Source organism: Streptomyces sp. 4F14 (assembly GCF_048159485.1).
GTDB lineage: Bacteria > Actinomycetota > Actinomycetes > Streptomycetales > Streptomycetaceae > Streptomyces.
Genome location: NZ_JBLRVY010000045.1, coordinates 1 through 15563 on the forward strand (window position 1 = coordinate 1; position 15563 = coordinate 15563).

At 72.3% G+C, this 15563-nt stretch carries 11 protein-coding genes; 1 reads left to right on the forward strand and 10 read right to left on the reverse strand.

Annotated elements, in window-relative coordinates:
* The 3 genes from ACLZOT_RS46115 to cobM form a co-directional block, all read right to left on the reverse strand.
* The coding region (locus tag ACLZOT_RS46115) for a cobalamin biosynthesis protein (protein ID WP_416975267.1) at nt 1–1590 on the reverse strand (1590 nt) is incomplete at its 3' end.
* The gene (gene cbiE / locus ACLZOT_RS46120; protein WP_416975268.1) at nt 1587–2822 is read right to left on the reverse strand and encodes a precorrin-6y C5,15-methyltransferase (decarboxylating) subunit CbiE; all 1236 of its coding nucleotides are present in this window, start codon (nt 2820–2822) and stop codon (nt 1587–1589) included. The genes cbiE and ACLZOT_RS46115, both read right to left, overlap by 4 nt.
* On the reverse strand, nt 2819–3640 hold the full coding sequence (gene cobM / locus ACLZOT_RS46125; RefSeq protein ID WP_416975269.1) for a precorrin-4 C(11)-methyltransferase: 822 nt from the start codon (nt 3638–3640) through the stop codon (nt 2819–2821). The genes cbiE and cobM overlap by 4 nt, the downstream gene beginning before the upstream one ends.
* 113 nt (nt 3641–3753) lie before the next feature.
* On the opposite strand from cobM, the gene ACLZOT_RS46130 reads away from it, so the two are divergent.
* Complete coding sequence (locus ACLZOT_RS46130; protein WP_416975270.1) at nt 3754–4482, forward strand: ZIP family metal transporter; 729 nt, start codon at nt 3754–3756, stop codon at nt 4480–4482.
* A gap of 116 nt (nt 4483–4598) precedes the next feature.
* On the opposite strand, the gene cobI is transcribed toward ACLZOT_RS46130, so the two are convergent.
* From cobI to ACLZOT_RS46165, 7 genes are read right to left on the reverse strand one after another with little or no spacing between them, the layout of a single operon-like run.
* Nucleotides 4599–5330: a precorrin-2 C(20)-methyltransferase gene (gene cobI / locus ACLZOT_RS46135; RefSeq protein WP_416975271.1), complete on the reverse strand. Its 732-nt coding sequence runs from the start codon at nt 5328–5330 to the stop codon at nt 4599–4601.
* On the reverse strand, nt 5327–6808 hold the full coding sequence (locus ACLZOT_RS46140; protein WP_416975272.1) for a cobyrinate a,c-diamide synthase: 1482 nt from the start codon (nt 6806–6808) through the stop codon (nt 5327–5329). Before ACLZOT_RS46140 ends, cobI begins: the two co-directional genes overlap by 4 nt.
* On the reverse strand, nt 6802–7401 hold the full coding sequence (gene cobO, locus ACLZOT_RS46145) for a cob(I)yrinic acid a,c-diamide adenosyltransferase (protein WP_416975273.1): 600 nt from the start codon (nt 7399–7401) through the stop codon (nt 6802–6804). The genes ACLZOT_RS46140 and cobO overlap by 7 nt, the downstream gene beginning before the upstream one ends.
* Nucleotides 7401–9383 carry a putative cobaltochelatase gene (locus ACLZOT_RS46150; protein ID WP_416975274.1) on the reverse strand — a complete coding sequence of 661 codons (1983 nt, stop codon included), beginning with the start codon at nt 9381–9383 and terminating at the stop codon, nt 7401–7403. Before ACLZOT_RS46150 ends, cobO begins: the two co-directional genes overlap by 1 nt.
* The gene (gene cobN / locus ACLZOT_RS46155) at nt 9380–13030 is read right to left on the reverse strand and encodes a cobaltochelatase subunit CobN (RefSeq protein WP_416975275.1); all 3651 of its coding nucleotides are present in this window, start codon (nt 13028–13030) and stop codon (nt 9380–9382) included. The genes ACLZOT_RS46150 and cobN overlap by 4 nt, the downstream gene beginning before the upstream one ends.
* Nucleotides 13027–14535 (reverse strand): cobyric acid synthase, encoded by a 1509-nt coding sequence (locus tag ACLZOT_RS46160; RefSeq protein WP_416975276.1) that lies wholly within the window; start codon nt 14533–14535, stop codon nt 13027–13029. The genes cobN and ACLZOT_RS46160 overlap by 4 nt, the downstream gene beginning before the upstream one ends.
* A complete protein-coding gene (locus ACLZOT_RS46165) occupies nt 14532–15488 on the reverse strand; it encodes a cobalamin biosynthesis protein (protein WP_416975277.1) in 957 nt (318 codons plus the stop codon). The genes ACLZOT_RS46160 and ACLZOT_RS46165 overlap by 4 nt, the downstream gene beginning before the upstream one ends.
* Nucleotides 15489–15563: the final 75 nt, after the last annotated feature.

Genomic DNA, 15563 nt, shown 5'->3' on the forward strand with positions numbered 1-15563 from the left:
GGGGGCGGGGGCCCGGGGGGGGGCCCCCGGGGGCGCGGGGGGGGCGCGGGGGGGGGGCCCCCCCCCCCCCGGGGGGGGGGCGGGGGGCGGGGCCCCGCCCCCCCGCGACAGCGCCTTCGGCAACTGCCAGTCCCGGCCGCGCGAACGGGGGTTGTAGAAGGTGACGACCAAGTCCGCCTCGGCCGCCGCCCGTACCCGCCGCTCGATGACCTCCCACGGCGTGTGCAGGTCGGAGAGGCTGATCGACACGTGGTCGTGCCCGAGCGGCGCCCCGAGGATCGCCCCGGCCGCGAGCGCGGCGGTCACCCCGGGTACGCCGACGACGTCGATGTCGTCCGACGCCTCGGCCAGCGCGGGCGACGCCATCGCGTACACGCCCGCGTCCCCGCTGCCGATCAGCGCGACGGCCAGCCCCTTGCGCGCCTCGGCGACAGCGGTCCGCGCCCGCTCCTCCTCGGCACCGAGTCCCGACTCCAGCACGACGGTTCCGGGCCGCAGCAGATCGCGGACCTGGTCGACGTACTGATCCAGGCCGACGAGGACCGAAGCCCGCCGCAGCTCCGCCTTCGCGCGCGGCGTGAGGAGATCCCGGGCGCCGGGACCGAGCCCGACCACCGCGAGCCGCCCCCGCACGGGAAGCCGGACGACAGCGCAGGTCGCCATCGCGGGCGAACCCGCCGACTTCCGCTTGGGGACGAGGAGTTCACCACCCCCGACCAGCGCGGCGGCCTCCGCGACGGACGGCGTCCCCACGGCGGCGAGCGGCGCGTCCGAGGGGTTCGGCACCTCGACGCCGGCCAACTCCCCGGCGGAGTACGTCACTACGGGCACCCCGAGCCGCGCGGCGGCCTCCAGGATGCCGGGCTCCTCCGACTTGGCGTCCACGGTGGCGAGGTGAGCGACGCTGCGCGCCGACAGCCCCGCGTCCCGCAAGGCGTCCTCGACCACCGACAGCACCTCGTCGGCGGGCGCCCCCTTGGAAGCACCGACACCTACGACGAGGGACGGGGGCCGCAACAGGACTTCGCCGGACGCCGGTTCGACGGCGCGGTCGGTCAACCGCGCCCGGTACGCGGCACCGGAGGCGCCGGCACTGACATCGGCGAACGGCACCGGCGGCAACGGCCACGCCACCTCCGCCTCCAGCACCACCGCCTCCCCGTCCAGCAGAGCCCGCGACACCCCGGCCACATCCCCCTCCACCGGCACCCCGAGCAGGTCCAGCCCGGCCACCCCGACGGAGTCCGTAGCCGTCGTCACCACCGGCCGCGCCCCCAGCAACTCCCCGACCTCGACGGCGAGTTCATTGGCCCCACCCCCATGCCCCCCGAGCAGCGACACGGCGAACCGCCCGCCCTCGTCGACACAGACCACCCCAGGATCGGCCCCCTTCTCCGACAGCAGCGGCGCGAGGATCCGCACCGTCGCCCCCGTCGCCAGGAAGGCCACCACCTGCTCGCACTCCGCGAACGCGGCCCGCAGGGCGTCCCCCACCGCCCCGTCGTACACCCGCGTACGGTCCGGCCAGGCCACGGCCAGCCGGTCCCGCGCCGCAGCCCCCGCCGACGTGGCGGAAATCAGGCCGATCACTGAGCAACTCCTTCGTCAGAGAAGGACGTTCGCACGCCCCACAGCAGAAACACGGGATTGGTGGCGGCGAGCCGCGTCACATCCCCGGGCAGCGGCGCGAGCCGCGACGACTGCAACAGCACCCCGTCACAGGCGAACCCGGCACCGGAGAGCGCCGCCCGCACGCCCGGCACCCGGTCGAGCGCGGCCATCGCCACGACGACCACGCGCCGCGCCCGCCGAGCGCACTCGGCGACGACGGCGGTCAGCTCCGCGCCCCCACCGCCCACGAACACGGCGTCAGGATCGTCCAGTTGAGCCAGCGCGCCAGGCGCGACCCCATGCACCACCTGGACATCGACCCCGTGCGCGGCGGCGTTCGCCCGCACCCGCTGCACCCCGTCCGCCGCCTTCTCGACGGCCGACACGGCGGCCCCGAACCGCGCGCACTCCACGGCCACGGACCCCGACCCGGACCCCACGTCCCACACCAACTCGCCGACGCGAGGCCCGAGTCGGGCCAGCGCGAGCGCCCGCACCTCGAACTTCGTGATCATCGAGTCCCGGTGCGCGAAGGCGTCCTCCTCCAGCGCCCAGCGGTCGGGGGAGACGCGGCCCCCGGCAACCGTCCCCATCCCCACACCCGTTGGCCGCGCGTCGAGACAGAGCACGACACTCACCGCCGTACCCCAGTCCCGGGAAGCCGCCTCCTCGGGCGTCACCCGCTCGACCCGCTCCCGCGCCGGATCACCCAGCGCCGTCCCGACGACCAACTCCCGCTCGTACCCGAGGAGTCCGGCCCCCAGCTCGGCGGGCCCGCCCCCCGGCCCGGTCAACACGGCCACCTTGGGAAACGCCCGGCACACGTTCACGGCGGTCCGGGGGTCCCGCCCGTGCGCGCTGACCACGACCGCGTCGTCCCAGGCGACTCCCAGCCGGGCGAAGGCGGTCGCCACCGACGACACCCCCGGCCGCACATCCAGCGCCCCCGGCCCGAACCGCTCGGCGAGCGCCCGCACGATCCCGAAGAACCCCGGGTCACCGGAGGCGAGCACGACGACGCGCCGCCCCTCACCGACGTACTCGTCGATGACGTCGAACGCGGGCGCCAGCGGTCCGAGGGCGATGGAGGCGGCCCCCTCCGGGAGGGTGACCGCGGACAGATGCCGCTGCCCCCCGACGACCAACTCCGCGCCGTCCAGCGCCTCCTGGGGAACCGGCGCCCCCGTCCCCGTACCGACGACGGTGATCACGTACTCGCACCCCGTTCACGCCTGAGCGCCCTGCGCGCCTCCGGGTCCGCCTTGCGGTAGCCGTGGAAGTGGCCGGGGTGGTAGAGGTGCGAACGCGTGCCGCGCGCGCCGAGCGCCGGGCCGATCAGGAACAGCGTGTGCTTCCACAGCCTGTGCTCCTTGACCGTCTCCTCCAGCGTCTCGATCGTGCACCGCACGACCAACTCCTCGGGCCACGTGGCCTGGTAGGCGATCACGACCGGCGTCGTCGTCGGATAGCCGCCTTCGAGCAGCTCCCGCACGAGCTGCCCGCTGCGCGCCGCCGACAGGAACACCGCCATCGTCGTACCGTGCCGCGCGAACTCCCGGACCTCCTCGCCGGGCGGCATCGGCGTCTTCCCGCCGCCCAGCCGGGTCAGCACGACGGACTGCGCGACCTCCGGGATCGTCAGCTCGCGCCCCGCTATCGCCGCGACCGCCGAGAACGACGACACCCCGGGCACGATCTCCGTCTCGATGCCGAGCTCCTCGCACCGGTCGAGCTGCTCCTGCGTCCCGCCCCACAGCGCCGGGTCACCGGAGTGGATCCGGGCCACCTTCAGACCGTCCAGGTACGCCCGCTCGTACACGGCGACCACGTCCTCCAGCGACATCGTCGCCGAGTCGAGGATCTCCGCCCCCTCGCGGGCATGCTCCAGCACCTCCGCCTGGACCAGGCTCGCAGCCCAGATCACCACATCCGCGTCGGCTATGGCCCGGGCGGCCCGGAACGTCAGCAGATCGGCGGCGCCGGGGCCGGCACCGACGAACGTCACCTTGCCGGTGGGGGCATCGGCCATGGGGGAGAGTCCTTTCGGGAAGGGGTGCTGGAGCGTCACCGGACACCGGCGGCCGTACGGCCCGCCCGGCTCCGGACATGCGCGGACAGGGGAAGATCGGATACGAAGTCCTCATGGCGGTCCTCGTCGCGCTCGGCGCGTTCCTGATGACGCTGGCCGGCGGCTGGACGGCACAGCGTGTGACCGACCGCCGCCACCTGGTGCTGGGCCTGGCGGGCGGCCTGATGCTGGGCGTCGTCGGCCTCGACCTGCTCCCCGAGGCCCTCGACGCGGCGGGCACCGAGGTGTACGGCGTCCCCGCCGCCCTCCTGCTCTTCGTCGCCGGGTTCCTGCTGGCCCATCTGGTGGAACGCCTCCTCGCGGTCCGCCAGGCCGCGCACGGCGCGGAACGACACGACGGCCGCACCCCCGAGGTCGGCCTCACGGCCGCCGCCGCGATGGTCGGCCACAGCGCCATGGACGGCGTCGCCATCGGCGCCGCCTTCCAGGTCGACGGCGGCATGGGCACGGCCGTCGCGCTCGCCGTCATCGCCCACGACTTCGCCGACGGCTTCAACACGTACACGATCACGAGCCTCTACGGGAACGCCCGCCGCAAGGCCCTGACCATGCTCTTCGCGGACGCCGCGGCCCCCGTCGCCGGCGCCCTGTCGACGACGTTCATCACCATCCCCGAGCAGCTCCTCGGCGGCTATCTCGGCTTCTTCGGCGGCGCCCTCCTCTACCTCGCCGCAGCCGAGATCCTCCCCGAGGCCCACCACGACCACCCGGCCCGCTCGACGGTGCTGTGCACGATCGCGGGCGCGGCCTTCATCTGGCTGGTGGTGGGGCTGGCGGGGTGAAGTCGGGCGAGGTGAGGTCGGGTGGGGCGAGGTCCGGTCAACCGCGCGCACGAGCCGCCGCCCGGCGAGCGGCCGTACGACGGAAAGCGGTTCCCCACCCGGCCCGGCGACAGGTCTCACAACTTCCCACCCCGCCCGCTCTCCCGCCGCGCCGGCGAGATCAGCGTGGACAGATACGGCAGCGGCCCCCCGTCCAGCTCCGACGCGCCCCGCACCATCTCCCCCTCAAGCCCCAGCGAGGCCCCCCACACGGCCCCCTCGACCCGCCCGGTCTCCCGCAACGCCTCGACGACCTCCGCCGCCTGCCGCCCGAACTTGTACGCCACGACGGTCCCCGCCCCCGCCAGCGCCTCCTTCAACACCGCCGACCCGGCCGTCACCGGCACCAGCGTGAGCGGCTCGGTCCCCTCTGTCAGCACGGCCCCCGACCGCGCCGCGAGATCCTGCATCGCCGTGATCCCCGGCACCGTCTCGACCACGGTCCCCGGCACCAGCTCGGCCACGGTCTGCGCGAGATACGTGAACGTCGAGTACACGTTCGGATCCCCGATGGTCGCGAACGCAACAGCCGCATGCTCCCGCAACAACTCCGCGACCCGCTCCCCGGCCGCGTCCCAGGCAGCCTCCCGTCGCCCCCGGTCACTGCGCTCGTTCAGCGCGAAGACGACCCGTACGACCTTGTCCTCCGGGACGTAGTGCAGCACCGTCGCCTCAGCGCGCCCCCGCTCACCTGTATCCATCACGGGTACGACGACGACGTCCGCGTCCCGCAGCGCGTTGACCCCCTTGACGGTCACCAGCTCCGGATCCCCCGGCCCGACCCCGACCCCGACCAGCCTGCTGCTCATGACGTCCGGCACCTCTCCACGAACCGACGGGCCACACCGGGCTCGCTCGCCCAATGCGTATGCAAATAACTCGCATGCACATTACGTGCCACGAACCCCTCCACTCGACCCCGAGCCCCCCGAAAACCCCAGGCCGGAGCATCCCCCGCGCCCGGCTCGACCACGGTCCGATGAAACTCGTGCCCCCGCATCCGCGTCCCGACCCCGGCAAGAACACTCTCACTCACGGCGACGGCGTCCCGATACCCGAGAGTCAACCGCTCACTCATCCGAGCGGAAGCATCGATGACTCCGCACATGGGAACCCCGTCGAGCTCCCGGCACAAATACAACAACCCGGCACACTCGGCGGCAATGGGCGCCCCTGCCTCGGCAAGCGAGGTAACCGCCTTACGCAGAGCATGATTTCCGGACAGCTCAGAGGCGTACACCTCAGGAAACCCACCCCCGATGACAAGCCCGGAGGTCCCTTCGGGCAGATCCTCATCCCGCAATGGATCGAAGGCCACGACCTCAGCCCCGGCAGCGGCCAGCAGTTCGGTGTGCTCGGCGTAGGAGAAACTGAAGGCGGCGCCTCCAGCCAGGGCGACAACAGGTGTCTTCAGCCCGTCTGGGGGTACCTCCCTGCTCGAAGAGCTTGGGGGAGTTTGAGGACGAGGCCCCTTCAGGGCCGGAGCGGGGGTCTGGGGGCGGCAGCCCTCAGGGTCGGGAACGGGAAGGGGCGGCGGGGGCGAAGAACTCAGAGCCGCACCCGGACTCCACACCTCGCCCCCCAACTCCCCAGCTCCCCGCGCCAGGTCCATCACCGCCTCCAGATCGCACCCCGCCTCGACCTGCGCAGCCATCGCCGCCACCGCCTCGACAGCCGCCCCCCGCCGCTCGACCACCGGCACCAACCCCAGATGCCGCGACGGCGTATCCACCTGAGCCACCCGCCGCAACACCCCCAGCACCGCCACCCCGACCCCCTCCAACGCCTCCCGCAACAACTCCTCATGCCGGTCGGAGGCAACCTTGTTGAGGATCACACCCCCCACCCGGACCTCGGGATCCCAGGACACGAACCCATGCACGAGCGCGGCGACGGACCGAGACTGCGACGACGCGTCGACCACCAGCACCACCGGCGCCCGCAACAACTTCGCGACCTGAGCCGTGGACGCCAACTCCCCTTCCCCCGCGGCCCCGTCGTACATCCCCATGACACCCTCGACGACCGCGAGATCACACCCCTGAGCCCCGTGCAGGAACAGGGGCGCGACCAACTCCGGCCCACACAGGTACGCGTCGAGATTCCGCCCCACCCGCCCAGTGGCCAGCGAGTGATACCCGGGATCGATGTAGTCCGGCCCCACCTTGTGCGGAGACACGGCGAACCCCCGCGCGGCGAACGCGGCCATCAACCCCGTGGCAACAGTGGTCTTCCCGCTCCCGGAGGACGGCGCGGCGATGACCAGCCGAGGAACGGACCTCACCACTCGATACCCCTCTGCCCCTTCTGTCCGGCGTCCATCGGATGCTTCACCTTGGACATGTCGGTGACGAGATCGGCGTAGGCGACGAGCTTCTCGGGAGCGTTACGCCCGGTGATCACGACATGCTGGGTACCAGGCCGGTTCCGCAGCACCTCGACGACCTCATCGGTATCGACCCACCCCCAGTGCATGGGATAGGCGAACTCGTCGAGGACGTACAGCTTGTACGTCTCGGCGGCGAGATCCCGCTTGACCTGCTCCCAGCCCTCCCGAGCCTTCTCCTCGTTGTCCAGCTGGTCGTCCCGCTGAACCCAGGACCACCCCTCACCCATCTTGTGCCAGTCGACGGACCCGCCCTCCCCGGACGCCCCGAGCACCCGGAGCGCGTTCTCCTCCCCGACCTTCCACTTCGCCGACTTGACGAACTGGAACACCCCGATGGGCCACCCCTGGTTCCAGGCACGCAGAGCGAGCCCGAAAGCGGCGGTCGACTTCCCCTTCCCAACTCCCGTGTGTACGACGACCAATGGCCGATTACGACGCTGACGGGTCGTCAAACCGTCGTCCGGCACCACACTCGGCTGCCCCTGAGGCATTACGCGGCCCTCCTCTGAACATCCTTGACCAGCCCGGCAATCGAATCGGCCCGCAACTCGTCGAGCGTGACGGCCGAACCCCCCAACTCACCCGCGAGCTGCCCCGCGAGCCCCAACCGCACAGGCCCCGACTCACAGTCCACGACGACGGAGGCGACCCCGTCGGCGGCGAACAGCCGAGCGGCACGCCCGGCGAGAGCGACAGGCTCGGGCCCCCCGGTGGCACGCCCGTCGGTCACCACGACGACCAGCGCCCGCCGAGCCGGATCCCGCAGCCGCTCGACCCGCAGCACGTCATGCGCCTTGAGCAGCCCGGCGGCCAGCGGCGTACGCCCCCCGGTCGGCAACGACTCCAACCGCGCGGCGGCGGCATCCACGGACGAGGTAGGAGGCAGCGCGAGATCCCCGGAAGTCCCCCGGAACGTCACCAACCCCACCTTGTCCCGCCGCTGATACGCGTCGAGCAGCAACGACAGCACAGCACCCTTCACCGCACTCATCCGCTGCCGAGCCGCCATCGACCCGGAGGCGTCGACGACGAACAGAACGAGGTTCCCCTCCCGCCCCTCCCGCGCCGCCTGCCGCAGATCGTCCCGGCGCACCACAAGCCCGGGACCCGACCGCCCCCGAGCCCGCTGATGCGGCGCGGCGGCCTGCACGGTCGCCGCCAGGTGCAGCTTGGTCAGCGCCCCTTGAGGCCGCCGAGCCCCCGTCGTACGACCGTGCTCGGTCCGCGCCCGGGACCGCCGGCCGGCAGCCCCCTCGCCGATCCCCGGCACGCTCAGCACCTTGGTCCGGAACGGCTCGGAGGCCCGCACGGCGGACTGCTCCCCGCCCCCTCCTGCCGGTTCCCCGCCTTCCCCGGCCTCGGGCTGAGCGGCGGATCCACCGTCCCCCTGCCCGTCCTGGGGCGACGGCTCCCCGCCACCCCCGCCGGGCCCGTCCGGATCCGGATCGTCCTCAGGAGACTCCCCCGAGAACTCCTCCAACGTCTCGTCGAGCTTGTCCTCATCAAGTCCCGGCGCATCAAAGGGATTTCGCCTACGACGGTGAGGTAGCGCCAGCAGCGCGGCCTGCCGCACGTCCTCCGCCAGCACCTCGGTCCGCCCCGCCCACGCGGCCAGCGCGGTAGCGGTCCGCGCCATCACGATGTCGGCCCGCATCCCGTCGACCTCGAACGCCGCACAGGTGGCCGCGATCTGCCGCAACGCCCCGTCCCCGAGCCGCACGGACGGCAACAACTCCCGCGCGGCGACGATCCGTTGCCGTACGGCGCTCTCCTCGTCGGCCCAACGCGCCGAGAACTCGCCGGGGTTGTCGTCATAGGCGAGCCGCCGCCGCACGACCTCGACCCGCTGATCGGGCTCCCGAGAGGCGGCGACCTCGACGGTCAGCCCGAACCGGTCCAACAGTTGGGGCCTCAATTCGCCTTCTTCGGGATTCATGGTCCCGACGAGCAGGAACCGTGCGGCATGCCGCACGGACACACCCTCGCGCTCGACGTACGAGGCCCCCATCGCGGCGGCGTCGAGCAACAGGTCGACGAGGTGGTCGTGCAGGAGGTTGACCTCGTCGACGTAGAGGATCCCGCGATGAGCATCGGCCAACAGCCCCGGCTCGAACGCCTTCACGCCCTCGGCGAGCGCCCGCTCGATATCGAGCGCCCCCACGAGCCGGTCCTCGGACGCCCCGACAGGCAACTCGACCATCCGAGCGGCCCGTTGAGCACCCCCGCCCACCTCGTGCGGCCCATCAGGACAAGCCGCATCAGGAGCCGCCGGATCACAGGAGAACCGGCACCCGGCCACCACGTCCACAGCGGGCAGCAACGCCGAAAGCGCCCGCACAGCAGTGCTCTTCGCGGTGCCCTTCTCGCCGCGCACCAACACGCCACCCACAGCGGGTGACACCGCGTTCAGCAGCAGCGCGAGCCGCAGATCGTCCTGCCCCACAACTGCCGTGAACGGAAACGGAGTACTCACTGGTCGCCCTCCAAGTCGCCTTCAAGCTCCAGGTATGTGGCACGCAGCCGCTCCAGCGTGTCCGCGTCCGGCTCCGCCCACAGCCCTCGGTCGGCGGCCTCAAGGAGCCGCTCCGTGATCCCGCGCAGCGCCCACGGGTTGGACTTCTTCATGAAGTCCCTGTTCTCCGGGTCGAAGACGTACTCGGCGCTGAGCTTCTCGTACATCCAGTCGTCGACCACGCCGGCCGTCGCGTCGTACCCGAACAGGTAGTCCACGGTCGCGGCCATCTCGAAGGCACCCTTGTAGCCGTGGCGCCGCATCGCCGCCATCCAGCGGGGGTTGACCACGCGCGCGCGGAACACGCGGTGCGTCTCCTCGCCGAGGGTGCGCGTCTTCACCTGGTCCGGCGTGGCCGAATCGCCCACGTACGCCTCGGGGTTGGTCCCCGTGAGGTGCCGGACCATGGCGACCATGCCGCCGTGGTACTGGAAGTAGTCGTCGGCATCGACGAGGTCATGCTCCCTCGTATCCACGTTTTTCGCGGCGACGGCGATCCGCTTGAACGCCGTCTCCATGTCCCCCCGAGCCGCCCGCCCGTCCAGCCCCCGCCCGTACGCGTAACCGCCCCACACCGCGTACACCTCGGCGAGATCCGCGTCCGAGCGCCAGTTGCGCGCGTCGATGAGCGGCAGCAACCCGGCCCCGTACGCCCCCGGCTTGGAGCCGAAGATACGGGCGGTGGCCCGGCGGCGGTCGCCATGAGTGGCCGTGTCCTCGTCGGCGTGCGCGCGGACGAAGTTCCCCGAGGCGGGCTCGTCGAGTTCCGCGACCGCGCGGACGGCGTCGTCGAGGAGGCCGACCACGTGCGGGAACGCGTCCCGGAAGAAGCCGGAGATGCGGACGGTGACGTCGATGCGGGGCCGGCCCAGCTCGTCCAGCGGGACGACCTCGAACCCGGTCACCCGGCGCGACGCGTCGTCCCACACCGGACGGCACCCCAGCAGCGCGAGGATCTCGGAGATGTCGTCGCCCTGGGTGCGCATCGCGGACGTCCCCCAGACGGTGAGCCCGACGGACTTCGGATACTCCCCGGTGTCCGCGAGATACCGCTGCACGAGCGAGTCCGCGAGCGCCTGCCCGACCTCCCAACTCAGCCGCGAGGGAATGGCCTTGGGGTCGACGGAGTAGAAGTTGCGGCCGGTAGGCAGGACGTTGACGAGACCGCGCGTCGGCGACCCGGAGGGCCCGGCGGGGACGTAACCCCCGTCCAGCGCACGGAGGATGTGATCGATCTCGTCCGTCGTACGCGCCAGACGCGGTACGACCTCCTCGCACGCGAACTCCAACACCGCGACGGCGTCGGGCAGTTCGGTCCCGAGCACTTCACGCACCAGAGCCGGAACGGCAGTCGAGGCCCAACCCCGCTCCTCCATCCCGAGCGCCACCCGCCGGCACAGCTGCTCCAGCAGGTCGATCGCGTCGGCGGCGGTCCGCGCGGGCCCCTCCACCAGCTCGCTCAGCTCCACCGGCACCTTCAGCGCGGCCCCCGGCTCGGCCAGCAACTCCTTCTCGACCAGCCCGAAATGGGCCGCGAAGGCGGACCGCAGACCCGGCAGCGCGTTCGCCTGCCCGCCCCACACCTGCGAGGCCCGCAGCACGGCGAGGACCAGGTTCACGCGCGCCTCGTCGACCGGCCCGCCGCCGAGGATGTGCAGCCCGTCGCGGATCTGCACGTCCTTGATCTCACACAGGTAGCCGTCGATGTGCATGACGAACTCGTCGAAGTCGTCGTCGCCCGGCTGCTCGTCGACATGCAGGTCGTGATGCAGCTCGGCGGCCTTCACGAGCGTCCAGATCTGGGCCCGCACCGCAGGCGCCTTCACCGGGTCGAGATCGCTCACGAGGGCGTACTCGTCGAGGAGTTGCTCCAGCTTCGCGAGGTCCCCGTAGGTGTCCGCGCGGGCCATCGGCGGCACCAGGTGGTCGACGACGGTCGCGTGCCCGCGCCGCTTCGCCTGCGTCCCCTCGCCGGGGTCGTTGACGATGAACGGGTAGATCAGCGGCAGTTCACCGAGCACGGCGTCCGGCGCGCAACCCCCGCTCAGACCAAGGCCCTTGCCCGGCAGCCACTCCATCGTGCCGTGCTTGCCCATGTGGACGATCGCGTCGGCGCCGAAGGAGTTGTCGAGCCACCGGTACGCGGCCATGTAGTGGTGCGACGGCGGCATGTCCGGGTCGTGGTAGATCGCGATCGGGTTCTCCCCGAAGCCGCGCGGCGGCTGGATCATCACGACGACGTTCCCGAACTGGAGGGAGGCCAGGACGATGTCGTCGCCGTCGACATACAGCGACCCCGGCGGCTCGCCCCACGCCTCGGTCATCGCGTCCCGCAACTCCGGGTCCAGCTTCCCGAACCACGCCTGATAGTCGGCCAGCGGCACCCGCGCGGGCGCCGACGCCAACTGCTCCTCGGTCAGCCACTCCACGTCGTGCCCACCGGCCTCGATGAGCCGGTGGATCAACTCGTCGCCCTCGGCTGGGTATCCGGACACCCCGTACCCGGCGTCCCGCAGCGCGTCCAGCACCCGCACCGCCGAGGCGGGCGTGTCCAGACCGACCGCGTTGCCGACCCGGGAGTGCTTCGTCGGGTACGCCGTGAAGACCAGCGCGACGCGCTTCTCCGCGTTCGGCTTGTGCTTCAACCGCGCGTGGCGCACGGCGATTCCGGCGACCCGCCCGGCCCGCTCGGGGTCGGCGACGTACACCGGGACGTCGTCCGGGCCCTGCTCCTTGAAGGAGAACGGGACGGTGATGATCCGCCCGTCGAACTCGGGGATCGCGACCTGCATCGCCGCGTCCATGGGGGAGAGGGCGGCGTCCGACTCGTCCCACGCGGCCCGCGACGAGGTGAGGCAAAGCCCTTGCAGCACGGGGATGTTGAGGTCCGCGAGGGCGCCGATGTCCCACGCCTCCTCGTCACCGCCCGCCGACGCCTCCGAGGCGTGCGTGCCCCCGGCCGCGAGGACCGTCGCCACCAACGCGTCGGCCCCGCCCAGGAGTTCGTACAGCCCGGCGTCCGCGCCGCGCAGCGAACCGCAGTACACGGGCAGTGCGTTGGCGCCGCGCGCCTCGATCGCGTCGCACAGGGTGTCGACGAAGGCGGTGTTGCCGCTCAACTCGTGGGCCCGGTAGAAGAGAACGCCGACGGTCGGCCGGTCCGTACGGATCTCGAAAGACCCGTGAACCCCGAACTCCGGCATCTTCTGCGGCTCTTCGAACCCCTCACCCGTCAACAGCACGGTGTCGGAGAGGAACCGGGAGAGTTCGACGAGGTTCGCCGAACCGCCCTCGACGAGGTAGCGCAGCGCCTCCGCCACGACCCCGGCCGGCACCGACGACTCGGCCATCAGCTCCGCGTCCGGCACGGTCTCGCCGCCCAGCAACACGGTGGGAATCCCCGCCGACCTGAGCGCCGCGAGCCCGTCCTCCCAGGCGCGCTTGCCGCCGAGGAGCCGCACGACAGCGATGTCGGCGCCCTCGATCAGCGCCGGAAGCTCCCCGGCGACGTCCACCCGGGTCGGGTTCCCGATCCGGTACGGGGCGCCGGAGGCGCGGGCCGCCAGCAGATCGGTGTCGGCCGTCGACAACAGCAAGACCGTGCTCATGCGGGCGCTCCTGGGGGGATGAAGGGCAGTCCTTGCGGCGCTCCCGACTCGATGAGCCGCCAGAGCGCGTCGGTGTCCGCGTGCTGTTCGATCAAGTCGCCGAGCAGATCGAGCTGTTGCTCTCTCAGCGCGGCGAACGAGGTGTCGGCGGCGGGCACGAAGCGGCGGCCCGCGGCGGCGGCCACCTCGCGCAGGAACGCCCGCCGGAACCCGTCCGACTCCAGCGAACCGTGCCAGTGCGTACCCCAGACGGCGCCAACTCGGCAGCCGTCCAAGAAGGGTTCACCCCCCGCTACGGAGGCGACCCCGTGATGGATCTCGTACCCCTCGACCCGCTCCCCGAGGGCCTCGCCCACCGGCCGGGTCAAGGTCTTCTCGCGGGCGAACCGCACCCGCACCGGCAGCAGTCCGAGCCCGTCGACGACCCCGGCACGCGACTCGACGTCGTCCTCGATGCGCTCGCCGAGCAACTGGAAGCCACCGCAGATCCCGAGGATCGGCTTCCCGTCAACAGCCCTCCGCAGCAAGGCGGTTGCCAACCCCCGCTCGCGAAGCCACTCAAGTGCCTTCACCGTCCCCCGAGTTCCCGGGACGACGACCAGGTCCGCGTCGGCGAGTTCCTCCGGCCGGTCCACGAACCGCACCACCACGCCGGGTTCGGCGGCCAGCGCGTCCACGTCCGTGAAGTTCGACATCAACGGCACGGCGCACACCGCGACCCGGAGGATCTCGTCCCCGACCGGCGGCGCGAGCGAGGACTCCCGTACGGCGCCCCGCAGGGACACCGCCATGCCGTCCTCCTCGTCGATCCCGAGACCCGGCCGGAACGGCAGCACCCCGTACGACGGCCGCCCGGTCAGCCCGCGCAGCATCTCCAACCCCGGTTCCAGCAGCGACACATCGCCGCGGAACTTGTTCACCAGGAACCCGGCGACCAGCGCCTGGTCCTCCGGCGAGAGCAGCGCGACCGTCCCGAAGAAGGAGGCGAAGACGCCGCCCCGGTCGATGTCCCCGACGACCAGCACCGGCAGCCCGGCGTTGCGGGCGATACCCATGTTGACGATGTCGGTGCGCCGGAGGTTGATCTCGGCGGGCGATCCGGCGCCCTCGCAGATCACCGCGTCGTGCGTGGACCGGAGTTCGGCGAGACAGTCGAGGACCGTCCCGAGCAACTGCTCCTGCCGGCCCCCGTGATAGCGGCGCGCGTCCATCTCGCCGACGGGCTTTCCCATCAGCACGACCTGACTGCTGCGCTCCCCGCCGGGCTTCAGCAGCACGGGGTTCATCAGCGCGGTCGGCTCGATCCGGCACGCCTGCGCCTGCATGGCCTGCGCCCGCCCGATCTCGGCACCCTCGCGGGTCACGAAGGAGTTGAGGGACATGTTCTGCGCCTTGAACGGCGCGACCTTGACGCCCTGCCGTACGAGCCACCGGCAGATCCCGGCGGTGACGACACTCTTCCCGGCGTCTGAGGTGGTCCCGGCGACCAGCAGCCCGCCGCTCATACGCCGACTCCCTTTTTCAGCAACCGTCCGCCCAACACCCGCCCGGCGACCGTCGCCCCGAGCGCCAGCCAACTCACCCGCCGAGACAGCCGTACCGCCCGCTCGATGTCCCCGACGACGACCCCGCGCCCACCCCCGTTGAGCACGGGCCGATGCTCGATCCGCCCGGCGTACGACAACGTCCCGCCCATCCGCACCCCCAGCGCCCCCGCGAACGAGGCTTCCACCGGCCCGGCGTTGGGGCTGGGATGCTTCACGGCGTCGGTCCGCCAGGCCCGCACGGCCCCCCGGGGATCGTCCCCGGCGACACACGCGAGGACGGCGGTCAGCCGCGCCCCAGGCCACCCGGCGACGTCGTCGAGCCGCGCGGACGCCCACCCGTACCGCAGATGGCGCGGCGACCGGTGCCCCACCATCGCGTCGAGCGTGTTGACGGCCCGGAACCCGAGCAGCCCCGGCACCCCGCCGACGGCCCCCCACACGAGCGCGCCCACGACGGCGTCGGACGTGTTCTCGGCGACCGACTCCACCACTGCCCGCGCGATCCCGTCCGCGTCCAGCGCCTGCGGATCGCGCCCGCACAGGTGCGGCAGCCGGTCCCGGGCCGCCTCGACGTCCCCGGCCTCCAGCGCCCGCCCGATGTGCCGGGCCTCGCGCGCGAGGGAGGTGCCGCCGACGACCGCCCAGGTGGCGACGCCGGTCAGGGCGAGAGAGGCGGCGGGGGAGCGGCGTACACCGGCGCTCATGGCGGCCCCGAGGGCGACGGCGCCGCCCGCGCAGACGGCGGTGTGCAGCGCGCCCCACCCGCGGTGGTCGCGCCACAGGGCCTTCTCCACGGCGGCCGCGGCACGCCCGAACGCGGCGACCGGATGCCCCCGGCGGGGATCGCCGAGCAGCAGGTCACCGAGGAGTCCGGCGGCGGCGCCGTACGCGTGGATGCGATCGGCACCCATCGGCTCAGGCGGCCGTGGGGACGGGCAGGCGTCGGGGTCGGTACCTCAAACGGCGGCCGAGCATGGCGATATGTC